This window comes from Mycobacterium lentiflavum (genome assembly GCF_022374895.2).
Classification (GTDB): Bacteria; Actinomycetota; Actinomycetes; order Mycobacteriales; family Mycobacteriaceae; genus Mycobacterium; species Mycobacterium lentiflavum.
Genome location: NZ_CP092423.2, coordinates 673,011 through 685,110, shown reverse-complemented (window position 1 = coordinate 685,110; position 12,100 = coordinate 673,011). Strand labels below are relative to the sequence as shown.

At 66.8% G+C, this 12,100-nt stretch carries 11 protein-coding genes; 4 read left to right on the top strand and 7 right to left on the bottom strand.

Annotation, left to right across the window (positions count from 1 at the left end):
- The first annotated feature begins 4 nt into the window (after positions 1-4).
- Both MJO58_RS03265 and MJO58_RS03260 read left to right on the top strand, forming a co-directional pair.
- Positions 5-1,318, top strand: a complete 1,314-nt coding sequence (locus MJO58_RS03265) for a DUF1800 domain-containing protein (protein WP_239722003.1) — start codon at positions 5-7, stop codon at positions 1,316-1,318.
- A gap of 8 nt (positions 1,319-1,326) precedes the next feature.
- Positions 1,327-2,520, top strand: coding sequence for a DUF1501 domain-containing protein (locus tag MJO58_RS03260; protein ID WP_239722002.1), 1,194 nt, complete (start codon positions 1,327-1,329; stop codon positions 2,518-2,520).
- Between the two features lie 115 nt (positions 2,521-2,635).
- Here MJO58_RS03260 and MJO58_RS03255 read toward each other — a convergent pair whose 3' ends face one another.
- The 3 genes from MJO58_RS03255 to fgd are packed head-to-tail and all read right to left on the bottom strand — an operon-like array spanning position 2,636 to position 6,870.
- The gene (locus MJO58_RS03255; RefSeq protein ID WP_239722001.1) at positions 2,636-3,787 is read right to left on the bottom strand and encodes an acetate kinase; all 1,152 of its coding nucleotides are present in this window, start codon (positions 3,785-3,787) and stop codon (positions 2,636-2,638) included.
- Entirely contained in the window at positions 3,780-5,867 is a 2,088-nt protein-coding gene (gene pta, locus MJO58_RS03250; RefSeq protein ID WP_239722000.1) for a phosphate acetyltransferase, read from the bottom strand. Before pta ends, MJO58_RS03255 begins: the two co-directional genes overlap by 8 nt.
- Positions 5,860-6,870, bottom strand: a complete 1,011-nt coding sequence (gene fgd, locus MJO58_RS03245) for a glucose-6-phosphate dehydrogenase (coenzyme-F420) (protein WP_090599396.1) — start codon at positions 6,868-6,870, stop codon at positions 5,860-5,862. Before fgd ends, pta begins: the two co-directional genes overlap by 8 nt.
- 84 nt (positions 6,871-6,954) lie before the next feature.
- On the opposite strand from fgd, the gene MJO58_RS03240 reads away from it, so the two are divergent.
- Together MJO58_RS03240 and MJO58_RS03235 are read left to right on the top strand one after the other, a co-directional pair.
- Complete coding sequence (locus MJO58_RS03240) at positions 6,955-7,707, top strand: MBL fold metallo-hydrolase (RefSeq protein WP_239721999.1); 753 nt, start codon at positions 6,955-6,957, stop codon at positions 7,705-7,707.
- Entirely contained in the window at positions 7,704-8,051 is a 348-nt protein-coding gene (locus MJO58_RS03235; RefSeq protein WP_090599389.1) for a YnfA family protein, read from the top strand. Before MJO58_RS03240 ends, MJO58_RS03235 begins: the two co-directional genes overlap by 4 nt.
- On the opposite strand, the gene MJO58_RS03230 is transcribed toward MJO58_RS03235, so the two are convergent.
- From MJO58_RS03230 to MJO58_RS03215, 4 genes are read right to left on the bottom strand one after another with little or no spacing between them, the layout of a single operon-like run.
- On the bottom strand, positions 8,026-9,381 hold the full coding sequence (locus MJO58_RS03230; protein ID WP_239721998.1) for an NtaA/DmoA family FMN-dependent monooxygenase: 1,356 nt from the start codon (positions 9,379-9,381) through the stop codon (positions 8,026-8,028). The two genes, MJO58_RS03235 and MJO58_RS03230, sit on opposite strands and share 26 nt — an antisense overlap.
- Positions 9,378-10,496: an LLM class flavin-dependent oxidoreductase gene (locus MJO58_RS03225; protein WP_239721997.1), complete on the bottom strand. Its 1,119-nt coding sequence runs from the start codon at positions 10,494-10,496 to the stop codon at positions 9,378-9,380. Before MJO58_RS03225 ends, MJO58_RS03230 begins: the two co-directional genes overlap by 4 nt.
- The gene (locus MJO58_RS03220; RefSeq protein ID WP_239721996.1) at positions 10,493-11,599 is read right to left on the bottom strand and encodes an LLM class flavin-dependent oxidoreductase; all 1,107 of its coding nucleotides are present in this window, start codon (positions 11,597-11,599) and stop codon (positions 10,493-10,495) included. The genes MJO58_RS03225 and MJO58_RS03220 overlap by 4 nt, the downstream gene beginning before the upstream one ends.
- Positions 11,596-12,081 (bottom strand): GNAT family N-acetyltransferase, encoded by a 486-nt coding sequence (locus MJO58_RS03215; protein WP_090599375.1) that lies wholly within the window; start codon positions 12,079-12,081, stop codon positions 11,596-11,598. Before MJO58_RS03215 ends, MJO58_RS03220 begins: the two co-directional genes overlap by 4 nt.
- Between the last annotated feature and the right edge of the window lie 19 nt (positions 12,082-12,100).

Here is a 12,100-nt window from a genome sequence, read left to right as displayed (position 1 = left end):
AAGCATGGGCCAGCCCGCGCAGTGGATGACGGTGGCTCGCGTGCTGCGACGAGCCGGGTTCGGGGTGACCGGACCCGAGGTCGACGCGGCACTCGGCCGGGACTGGCCCGGCTACGTCGACGCCATGCTGGCCAGTGACCCCGCCCAGGATCCGGGTGCGGTCGCCACCCCGCTGCCGCGGCTGCAGGCGCTGCGCCCCCCCGGCAAGGGCGCGACCCCGGCGGCCCGCAAGGAGTTCAACCACCAAGTCGCCGAACAAGAGGGCATACTGTCGAGCTGGTGGCTGCGACGCATGGTGACCGTCGGGCAGCCGGTGCACGAGAAGCTGACCCTGCTGTGGCACAACCACTTTGCGACCTCCGCGCAGAAGGTCCGGTCCGCCGCACACATGGCTGCACAGAACGAGAAGCTGCGCACCCTGTCGCTGGGGGATTTTCGGGCACTTGCCTTCGCGATGCTGACCGACGCCGCGATGTTGCGCTGGCTGGACGGGCAGAGCAATACCGCCAAGGCTCCCAACGAAAACCTCGCCCGCGAATTCATGGAGCTGTTCGCGCTGGGCCATGGCAACGGTTACACCGAGGACGACGTTCGCGCCGGCGCCAGGGCTTTGACAGGTTGGGTGATCGACGCCGACGGCCAAACATCGCTGACCCCCAAACGACATGACTCGGGCGGCAAGACACTGTTCGGCCTCACCCGCGATTTCGACGCCGCCGGATTCTGCGATACCGTTCTGGCGCAACCGAAGTCGGCGGAATATGTCGCCGGACGCCTGTGGCGACAGTTGGCCTCCGACGAACCAGCCGCACCCGAGGTGCTGAGCCGCCTGGTCTCCGCCTACGGCCCCGGGCGCGATCTCCGTGCGCTGACTCGCGCCATCCTCACCGACGAGGAGTTCACCGCCAACCGCGCCGCCGTGGTCAACACTCCGATCGAGTGGCTGGTTGGTGTGATGCGAGCGCTGCGCGTTCCCGTCGACAAGCCGGAGGTCCTGAAGATGGCCGACACGACGTTGAAAGCCCTTGGGCAGCGGCCCTTTTACCCGCCGAGCGTCGGCGGCTGGCCGCACGGCCAGGTATGGCTGTCGACCGCAAGCGCCGAGGCGCGGCTGCGCGCCGCCGTCCGGCTGGCACACCTCGGCGACCTGTCGGGCATCGAAAGCGTGGCCCCCGCCGACCGCATCGAGGCGGTCGGCTATTGGCTCGGCATCGGCTCCTGGTCGGACCGATCCGCCGACGCGCTCGATCCCCTGGTGCGCAAGCCGCCGCAGCTGGTGGCCGCCGCCGTCAACACGCCCGAATACCTGACTTCGTAACGAGAGCCATGCCCGAGATCAATCGCCGCAGATTCCTGATCGCCAGCGCCGGCGTGGGCGCGGCGGGCCTGCTCTCCGGGGCGGTCGCGGTCGGCTGGCCCGACCTGATGCGCGCGGCCGAGGACCGACCGCTCGCCGACGGTGCCGGCGTGCTGGTGATCGTCACGCTCTACGGCGGCAACGACGGCATCAACACGCTAATCCCCTACTCCGACAACGCTTACCACGATTCTCGCCCCGAGCTTGCCTACGCCCCGGGTGAGGTGTTGCACCTGGATTCCCAGCTTGGGCTCAACCCTGCGATGAAGGGCATGGCCCAGTTGTGGAGCCAGCGCCAGCTCGCCATCGTGCGTGGTGTGAGCTATCCGCGGCCCGACCACAGTCACTTCCGGTCGATGGACATCTGGCAGACGGCGTCGCCCGCCGAACCGGTCTCGACCGGGTGGATCGGTCGCTGGCTCGACGTCACCGGCGACGACCCGTTGCGCGCGGTGAACATCGGGCCCGTGCTGCCTCCGCTGGCAGTGGGCGACAAGTACACGGCGGCAGCGCTTTCACCGACGCGAGCGGCGGGTTCGCAGGCGGAGCGCTTCGACACCATCGTCAGCGCGCTCGGCGACGACGACCCCGCCGACACCCCGGCGATGGCGGCGGTGCGTAAGGCCTATCGAGCCAGCCGCACTACCAGCAAGACGTTCGGGGCGATCACTTCTGCTGCTAAAGAGGATAATTCGCTGGCAACACAGCTGAATATGGTTGCCGCCGCGGTACGCGCCGGCGTTCCGACCCGGGTCTACACGGTTGCGCTGGGCGGCTTCGATACCCACGCCAACGAACGCGATACCCAACAGCGTCTGCTGCAAAGGCTCGACGAGGCGGTGACGCCGTTCCTGCGGGACATGGCCGCGGATCGCCACGGCCGCAACGTGGTCTTGATGGCCTACTCGGAGTTCGGACGACGGGTGGCGGCCAACGCGTCACACGGAACCGATCACGGCACCGCGGGTCCGGTCTTCATCGCGGGCGTGCCCGTCAGGGGGGGCTATTACGGCGAGGAGCCCAGCCTCACCGATCTCGACCACGGAGATCTCAAGTTCACCACCGACTTTCGCGATGTGTACCACGAGCTGCTCGCGAAAACAGTCGGGACGGACCCGACGCCGTCGGTGGGATCTGGCCGCACCAGCTTAGGCTTCCTCTAGCCGGCCAGAGTGCGCGTCCTGGGCGGGATTTCGGCGACATTCTCGCCCCGGGTGCACACTCAACTCCGTGGGCGCACATTCGATGCGAAACCGACGGGCAGCGACGGGCGTCGAGCTAGCTCGCCAGCAGGTCCGCGCAATCGCGTGCGATCGCGAGTTCTTCGTTGGTCGGTACGACGAGCACCGTGATCGGGGAATCGTCGGCCGAAATCCGCTGTGCACCCTTGTCTGTGGACCGGTTGCGAGTCTCGTCGAGAGCGATGCCCAACGCCTCCAGCCCGCTCACGGCATCACGACGCACCAACGCGTCGTTCTCGCCGATGCCGGCGGTGAAAGTCAGCACGTCGGTGTGCCCCAGCACCGCCAGGTAGGCGCCGATGTACTTACGCAGCCGGTGGATGAATACGTCGTACCCCAATTGTGCTGAGCTGTCCCCCGATTCGATCATCGCGTGCAGCCGGCGGAAGTCGCGCTCACCGGCCAGGCCCCAGACACCCGACCGGTTGTTGAGCATGGACTCGATCGCCTCCACATCCATCTTCGCGGTGCGCCACAGGTAACTGATGACACCGGGGTCGATATCGCCGCTGCGGGTGCCCATCACCAGACCCTCCAGCGGGGTCAGGCCCATCGACGTGTCGACCGGCCGGCCGCCCGCGATCGCCGAGGCCGAAGCGCCATTGCCCAGATGCAGCACGATTTGGTTCAGGCTGTCCAGCGGCCTGCCCAGGAACGCGGCGGCCTGCTCGCTCACGTAACGATGCGACGTGCCGTGAAATCCGTAACGGCGTATCCGGTATCGCTCGGCAAGCTCCCGATTCATCGCATACGTCGCCGCCGCGGCCGGTAGATGGTGGAAGAAAGCCGTATCGAACACGGCGACATGCGCGACGGCCGGCAACAGCTTGCGTGCCACCTTGATGCCCCGCAGCGCCGGCGGATTGTGCAGCGGCGCAAGCTCCGACAGCTTCTCCAGCTCCGCGATCCGCTCGTCGTCGAGCAGCGTCGGGCGATAAAAATCGCTGCCCCCGTGCACGACCCGGTGTCCGACCGCCAACAGGCCGCTCGATTTCAGGTCGATGCCATCCTCGGCCAGCTGGTGAAACGCCAGCCGCAGCGCCTCCTCGTGATCGGCGGCCCGCCCGGACGGCTCGCCGATTTCGCCAATCACGCCGCCGGCCCGAGTGATACCCGAATCAGGTTGCACCAGCTGGAATTTCAGTGACGACGAGCCCGAGTTGATAACAAGCACGGCGCGCTCAGCCATGCCCGACGCCCTGCGCTTGGATCGCGGTGATCGCAATGGTATTGACGATGTCTTCGACGAGCGCGCCGCGAGACAGGTCATTGACCGGCTTGCGTAACCCCTGCAGCACCGGACCGATCGCGATGGCCCCGGCGCTGCGCTGCACCGCCTTATACGTGTTGTTTCCGGTGTTGAGGTCGGGGAAGATCAGCACGGTGGCGTGACCGGCCACCACGGAGTCGCGCAGCTTGGTGGCGGCCACCGAGGGCTCGATCGCGGCGTCGTACTGGATCGGCCCTTCGACCAACAGCTGCGGATCGCGGGCGCGCACCAATTCCGTTGCCTTCCTGACCTTGTCGACGTCGACTCCCGTTCCGGAATCGCCGGTGGAGTAGGACAGCATCGCCACCTTCGGATCGATGCCGAACTGCGCGGCGGTGCGCGCCGAACTGATCGCGATGTCGGCGAGCTGTTCGGGCGTGGGGTCCGGAACGATCGCGCAGTCGCCGAAGGCCAGCACCCGATCGGGCATGCACATCAGGAAGATGCTGGACACCGTCGAGACGTCCGGGACGGTCCTGATGATCTCGAGCGCCGGCCGAACCGTGTGTGCGGTGGTATGCGCTGCGCCGGACACCATGCCATCGACCATGCCGTTGTGCACCAGCATGGTCCCGAAATAGGAGACGTCGTGCATGATCTCGTGGGCCTGCTCGACGGTGACTCCCTTCGCCTTGCGCAGCTCGGCGTACTGCGCCGCGAACTGGTCACACAGTTCGTCGTCGGACGGGTCGATGATCGTGGCGTCGTGCAGGTCGACTCCGAGTTCGGCCGAGCGCGAGCGGATTTGGGATTCGTCACCCAGGATCGTCAGGTCGGCGACACAGCGTTTCAGCACCCGGCCGGCGGCCTTGAGGATCCGGTCGTCGTTGCCTTCGGGCAGCACGATGTGCTTTCGATCGGCACGGGCCTGTTGCGTGAGCTGATGGGTGAACATCTGCGGCGTGGTGACGGTCGGGATCGGAATAGCCAGCTGTGCAATCAGATCCGCGATATCGACGTGGCGCTCCATCAGCCCCACCGCGGTGTCGATCTTACGTTGCGAGGTCGCCGTGACCCGGCCGCGGGCCAAGGCTGCCGCCCTGGCCGTTTCGTAGGTCCCCAGGTCGTTCCCGATGATCGGCAGCCGCAGGCGCAGCCCGGCGACCAGTGCCGCAATCCACGGATGCAGTTGGAACCCGCCGTTGAGCACAATGCAGGACAGCGACGGAAACCCCTCGGCCGCATGAGCGCTGGCGGCGGCCAACACGACGTCGGACCGGTCGCCGGGAGTGATTACCGCCATGCCGTCGCGTAATCGCTCCAGCACGTGGTCGGCCGTCATCCCGGCCACCAGCACGTCCATCACCTCGCGCCGAACCAGTTCGGCGTCACCGCTGATCAACGTCCCGTCCAGGGCCTGCCGCAACTCCTCGACCGTCGGCGCGGAGAGCAACGGATCTTCCGGCAGCACATAACTGGGTGACGCGAACCGGTGCAACGCTTCGGCAACGGCCCCCAATTCGGCCGGATCACACCGGTTGGCGACGACCGCCGCGGTGTGGGCGCGCTGCGCGGCGAGCTCGGCCAGACACACCTCGACGACCCCGGCGACCTGATCGGCGGTGCGGTCCTTGGCTCGCACCGCCAATAGCACCGGCGCACCGAGATTGACCGCGACGCGGGCATTGACCGACAGTTCGGCGGGACCGGCGATATCCGTGTAGTCGCTGCCGACGATCACCACCGCGTCACATGCCTGCGCCATCGCGTGATACGCGTCAACGATGCCGGCGATCGCCGCGTCGGTGTCGGCATGGATCTCCTGGTAGGTGGTGCCCACACATTCCTCGTAGGGCAGGCCCGCGTTGGCACGCGTCAGCAGCAGCTCCAGGATGTAGTCGCGATCTTCGCCGAGCCGGGTGATCGGCCGGAACACACCGACTTTGGCAACCGTGGCCGTCAGTCGGTTAAGCAGCCCGAGCGCGATCGTCGACTTGCCGGTCTCGGGCTCAGGCGCCGCGATGTAAATCCCCGAAGCGGGTCGAGCGGTATCAGCCAAGTCGCCGCAGCCTGGGCGCAAGGTCCTTTTCGAACAGCTCCAGGAACCGGCGCTGGTCATGGCCGGGCGCGTGGAACACCAGGTGGTTGAGGCCCCAGTCGACGTAGTCCTTGACCTTGGCGACTGCCTCGTCGGGATCCGACGCCACGATCCAGCGCTTGGTGATCTGTTCGATCGGCAGCGCGTCGGCGGCCTTCTCCATCTCGATCGGGTCGTCGATGGAGTGCTTCTGCTCAGCCGTCAGCGACAGCGGCGCCCAGAACCGGGTGTTCTCCCGGGCAAGTTCGGGGTCGGTGTCGTACGAGATCTTGATCTCGATCATCCGGTCGATGTCGTCCGGGTTCTTGCCCGCCGCTTCGGCGCCCTCGCGCATCGCGGGGATCAGCTTGTCCTTGTAGAGCTCCTCACCCTTGCCGGACGTGCAGATGAATCCGTCGCCGGCGCGCCCGGCGTACTTGGCCACCTGCGGTCCGCCCGCGGCGATGTAGATCGGGATACCGCCCTCGGGCACGTCGTAGATTGAGGCGCCCTTGGTTTTGTAGAACTCGCCCTCGAAGTCGACCCGGTCACCGAGCCACAGTTCGCGCATCAGTTTCACCGACTCGCGCAGCCGCGCGTAGCGCTCCTTGAACTCCGGCCACTCGCCCTCGTACCCGGTGGCGATCTCGTTGAGCGCCTCGCCGGTTCCGACGCCGAGGAAGATGCGGTTCGGGTACAGGCAACCCATCGTGGCGAAGGCCTGGGCGATGACGGCCGGGTTGTACCGGAATGTCGGGGTGAGCACCGACGTGCCCAGCACCAGCCGCTCGGTGCGCTCGCCGACCGCGGTCATCCAGGCCAGTGAGAACGGGGCGTGTCCACCCTTGTGCCGCCACGGCTGGAAGTGGTCACTGACGGTGGCGCTGTCCATACCGTGTGCTTCGGCGGCCACAGCCAGTTCGACGAGCTCGCGTGGTGCGAATTGTTCAGCAGACGCTTTGTATCCAAGTTTCAGTTCAGCCACAGGTTCTTTCTACTCCAAATGTGTCGGTCGCGACCCGCCGCGCCCGACTTCGTCGCGCTTGCGATCGCTCCTACAGTGTTGGGCATGGCACCAGCGCCAACACTTGTTCAAGTCACCGATACCGTGCACCTCGCCCAGGGAGAGGCCGTCAACTGGACGCTGGTCACCGACGACACTGGCGTAATGCTGATCGACGCCGGTTATCCGGGTGACCGGGAGGCGGTACTGGTCTCGCTCAAAGCGCTCGGCTACGGCGTCGCCGACGTACGCGCGATCCTGCTGACCCACGCCCACATCGACCATCTGGGCTCGGCGATCTGGTTCGCCGCCGAGCACGGCATCCCGGTCTACTGCCACGCCGACGAAGTCGGCCACGCCAAGCGCGAGTACCTCGAACAGGTCTCGGTGATCGATCTGGCGCTGCGCGTCTGGCGGCCCCGCTGGGCGGTGTGGACCGCGCATGTGGTCCGCAGCGGCGGCCTGATCCGCGACGGGATTCCGACCACCCAGGCGCTGACGCCCGAAATCGCCGCGGCGCTGCCGGGCCACCCCAGACCCGTTTTCAGCCCCGGCCACACCGGCGGCCACTGCTCCTACCTGGTCGACGATGTGCTGGCCAGCGGCGACGCGCTGATCACCGGGCACCCGCTGATACGGGACGACGGGCCACAACTGCTGCCGGCGATCTTCAGCCACAGCCAAGAAGACTGCATCCGAACGCTTTCGGCGCTGGCCCTGTTGGAAACCGAGGTGCTGGCGCCGGGGCACGGTCCGCTGTGGCGCGGCCCGATCCGCGATGCGACCAACGCGGCGCTGGAAAAAGCGGGCGCGCTGTGACGGTTGCCAAGTCGATCGCGTTGTTCGCGCTGGCGGCGCTGTTCGAGATCGGCGGCGCCTGGCTGGTATGGCAGGGAGTGCGCGAACACCGCGGCTGGATGTGGGTGGGCTGGGGCGTGATGGCGCTGGGCGCCTACGGCTTTGTCGCCACCCTGCAGCCTTCGCTTAGTTCCGGGGCCCACTTCGGGCGTATCCTCGCCGCGTACGGTGGCATCTTCGTGGCCGGATCGCTGTTGTGGGGCATGGGTTTTGACGGGTTTCGACCCGATCGGTGGGATGTCGCTGGCGCGGTGATCTGCCTACTGGGCGTGGCCATCATCATGTATGCGCCGCGAACTCGCTGAGCCCCAAGTGATCTCGTAGCGTCTTGCCGCTGTACTCGGTGCGAAACGCACCACGCTCCTGCAGTAGCGGCACCACCCGGTCGACGAATTCGTCGAGGCCGTGCGGCGTCAGATGCGGCACCAGGATGAACCCGTCGCAGGCGTCGGCCTGGATGTAGGTGTCGATCTCGTCGGCGATCCGGGCGGCGGTGCCGACGAATTGCTCCCGGGTGGTGACCGCGATGATCAGCTCACGGATCGACAGTTTCTCGGCTTCGGCGCGTTCGCGCCACTTGCCCGCTACCGCGACCGGGTCGACGTGGCGAACCCGGCCCTGGGTGATGTCGCTGTCGACGACGGGATCGAATTCGGGCAGCGGCCCGTCCGGGTCGAAGTCGGAGAGCTCACGGCCCCACACCTGCTCGAGCATCGCGATCGCCGTGGCCCCGCTGACCTGTTGATAGCGGACATGGCGAGCCTTGTCCTGCGCCTCGGCGTCGCTGTCACCGAGAACGAAGGTCGCTGCCGGAAACACCTTGAGCTGGTTGGGATCTCGACCCCACGCTGCAGCTCTGCCCTTCACGTCGGCGTAGTAGCGCTGACCGTCCTGCAGGGAGCCGTGCAGGGTGAAGAATGCGTCGGCGTACCGGGAGCCGAACGCCCGGCCCTCGTCGGAGTCGCCGGCCTGCAGCAGGATCGGATGACCCTGCTTCCCGACCGGCAGAGTCGGAAAACCGCGAACGTCGAACTCTGGGCCTTGATGCTCGACGGCGTGAATGCCGGAAGGGTCGACATACGTTCCGCTTTCGACGTCGGCCAGCACCGCCTCGGCATCCCAGCTGTCCCAGAACAGGCGTGCGACGGTGAGGAACTCTTCGGCCCGCCGGTACCGGTCGGCGCGCTTCAGGAAGCCGCCGCGGCGAAAGTTCGCACCGGTGAAGGCGTCCGACGAGGTGACGATGTTCCAGCCGGCGCGGCCCTCCGACAGATGATCGAGGGTAGCGAATTGCCTTGCTACCTCGAATGGTTCGTTGAAGGTGGTGTTGATCGTACCGGTCAGCCCGATCCGGTCGGTGACACCGGCCAGCGCGGCCAGCACCGCGAAGGTGTCCGGGCGACCGACGACGTCGAGGTCGTAGATCCGGCCGCGGTGTTCCCGCAGCCGCAGCCCCTCGGCCAGGAAGAAGAAGTCGAACAACCCACGCTCGGCGGTGCGGGCGAGGTGCACGAACGACTCGAATTCGATTTGGCTGCCCGCGGTGGGATCTGTCCACACCGTGGTGTTGTTGACGCCCGGGAAATGGGCGGCCAGATGAATCGGCTTGCGGTGCTTACCGTTTCTGATATTCATTCCGTCAGACCCCAGCGTTTGGCGATCAGCTCGTGTGATCGCAGCCGGTCCTCGTGCCGGTGCGTCACCGAGGTGATCACGAGTTCGTCAGCGCCGGTGACCCGTTGCAGCGCCTCCAGCCGCTCCGCCACTTCGTCCGGGTTTCCGACGAATTGCGTTGCCAATCGGTCCTTTACGAGGTCAAACTGTTCCTCGGTCAGGGGTGGGTAGCTGCCGGGCTCGGGATAAGGCATGGCACCTACGCCGCTGCGGATCGAGTACACCCAATGGCCGTAGTCGGCGGCCAGGTGCCGGGCGGTATCGGAGTCGTCGGCCACCACGACGTCTGCCGACACCACCACGTACGGATTCTCCAACGCCGCCGACGGCACGAACGTGTCGCGGTAGGCCTCGATCGCCTCCAGCGCGGTGGCCGGCGTGATGTGATAGCTCGCGACGAACGGCAGCCCCCGGGCACCTGCCACCCGTGCGCTTTGTCCCCGGGTGCTGCCGAAGACCCACGGCCGCAATCCGCTTCGTTCGCCGGGCACGGCATGCACGTCGAACTTACCGACGTGGTAGGTGCCTTCGAGCAGGGCGAGAATGTCGTCCACCTGTTCGGCGAAGTCCGGGGATAGGGCCTGCGGCTGCTGCAGGATCCCCATCGTGGCTTGCAACTGTTCGAGGTCGAGCAACCCCCGCAGGTCGAAGGGGGTCGGAACGACGACGCCATCCACCTCGTGCCACACCCGCGGCGGACGGGGTTCCTTCGGCTTCTTCGGCTGCTGGCCTTTCAAGCGGCGCTGTCCGGACCGGCCGATACCGAGATCGATGCGTCCGGGATAAAAGGCTTCCAGCATGCCGAAGCTTTCCACCACCGCGACGGCGGTGGTATAGCCCAATTGCACTGCCGCGGCGCCAACCCGAATGCTGTTGGTAGCAGCCGCAATTTGCCCGATCAACACAGCGGGTGCCGCACTGGCGACACCGACGAAGTGATGTTCGGCCACCCAGTAGCGGCGAAAGCCCCACGCTTCGGCACGTTGGGCCAGTTCGATGGTGTTGTGCAGCGCCGTCGCCGCGTCGCTTCCGGCGCTGATCGGCGAGAGGTCGAGGATGGACAGCGCAACGTTCATGGCCGGACCGCCGTGTACCGGTTGGGCGCGACCGGCAGGCCGAGCCGGGCTCGCAGCGTTTCGCCGTCCTGATAGGTCTCCCGGAAGCGGCCGGCACGCTGCAACAACGGAACCACCTCGTCGACGATCACCGGCAAATCGGTGGAGTTGACGGCGGGTCGCAACCGCGCGCCGTCGATGCCGAGGCGCTGCCAATCGAGCAGCAGGTCCACCAATTCCGTTGGGCTGCCGGTGAAGTTGAGCGCATCCGAGCGGGGGTCGCCCGCACCGCCAAAGGACACCAGGACGTCGGCATAGACCTTCAGCCGCGCGCCGTCGGCGGCGGCCACCTCGTTCAGGATGCCGCGCAGCGATGCCTCGTCCTTTGGCGTGATGAACACGAGATCACCACTAGTAGAAGCGAATTCGTAGACCGGTCCCTGGTGGGCCAGCACCGCCACGACCGGCTGGCCCTGTGGCGGGCGGGGCGTGATCGACGGCCCCTTGACCGAGAAGAACTTTCCACTGAAGTCGATGTAGTGCAGCTTGTCGATGTCGACGTAGCGGCCGGTCGACACGTCGCGGATCATCGCGTCGTCCTCCCAGCTGTCCCACAACCGGCGCACCACCTCGACATAGTCCGCGGCCTCTGGAAAAAGATCCGACAAGCCGTCCAGGGGGACAGTACGGCGGCCGAACAGTGCCGCCTCGTGCGCGGTGGAGCTGACGCGAGGCTGCCAGCCGGCTCGGCCGTGCGAGACATAGTCAAGCGTGGCAATGGATTTGGAGATGTGGAACGGCTCCGTATGCGTCACCGTCGCGACCGGGATCAGGCCGATGTGCCGCGTCACCGGTGCGATCCGCGCCGCGACCAGCACGGCGTCGCCGCGGCCCGCGAGCCGCTCCGCACGGATCCGCTCGCCGCGGCCCGGCTGCGGCATCAAGGTGTCGTCGATGGTGAGGAAGTCGAGCAGTCCGCGCTCGGCGGTGGCCGCAAGCCCGGCCCAGTATCGTCCGCTCAGCTGCGACGCGGTGTTGGGGTCAGCCGTCAAAGTGGCCCGCCATGCCTGCGGGTCCCAGCCGTATCCGTCCAGCGCGACGCCCAGATGCAGCGGGCCGCTCATGTCAGCCACTTCTCGAAAGCGATCGGGAAGACCGGACCTTCGGACGGCAACGGCTCGTCCAACCGGACGTATCCGGTGGCCTGATACAGCTCCTCGGCCTCGGGCTGACGGTTGCCGGTCATCAGATAGACCCTTCGGTAGCCGCGCCCGGCGATCGCGGCTTCCAGCTCGGCCAGCAGCGCCATCGCGTAGCCGCGGCGGCGATGCTCGCGGTCGGTCCAGATTCTCTTGAGCTCGGCCGTCTCGGCGTCGAACCGGCGAAACCCGCCGCCGGTCACCGGGCGACCATCCAATAGGCCGATCAACATACCCCCGTCCGGTGGCGCGAACTCGTCGGCGGGGTTGTCCTTGAGCCACGCCAACACCGTTGGTGGTGTGCTGTCGTAGCGCTGCGCGTATTCGACGGCCAGCTCGGCCAGCAGTGGCTGCGCCAACGCGTCGTCCAACGCGGCCGGCACAAACCGAAGCTGGGTCTTCGACATCACCTCACCTCTAACGCCT

Excerpts from the sequence above, each read along its gene's own strand:
- MJO58_RS03265 (WP_239722003.1), top strand. The coding sequence starts at position 5 with ATGGGCCAGCCCGCGCAGTGGATGACGGTGGCTCGCGTGCTGCGACGA.
- MJO58_RS03260 (WP_239722002.1), top strand. The coding sequence starts at position 1,327 with ATGCCCGAGATCAATCGCCGCAGATTCCTGATCGCCAGCGCCGGCGTG.
- MJO58_RS03255 (WP_239722001.1), bottom strand. The coding sequence starts at position 3,787 with ATGGCTGAGCGCGCCGTGCTTGTTATCAACTCGGGCTCGTCGTCACTG.
- MJO58_RS03240 (WP_239721999.1), top strand. The coding sequence starts at position 6,955 with ATGGCACCAGCGCCAACACTTGTTCAAGTCACCGATACCGTGCACCTC.
- MJO58_RS03230 (WP_239721998.1), bottom strand. The coding sequence starts at position 9,381 with ATGAATATCAGAAACGGTAAGCACCGCAAGCCGATTCATCTGGCCGCC.
- MJO58_RS03225 (WP_239721997.1), bottom strand. The coding sequence starts at position 10,496 with ATGAACGTTGCGCTGTCCATCCTCGACCTCTCGCCGATCAGCGCCGGA.
- MJO58_RS03220 (WP_239721996.1), bottom strand. The coding sequence starts at position 11,599 with ATGAGCGGCCCGCTGCATCTGGGCGTCGCGCTGGACGGATACGGCTGG.
- MJO58_RS03215 (WP_090599375.1), bottom strand. The coding sequence starts at position 12,081 with ATGTCGAAGACCCAGCTTCGGTTTGTGCCGGCCGCGTTGGACGACGCG.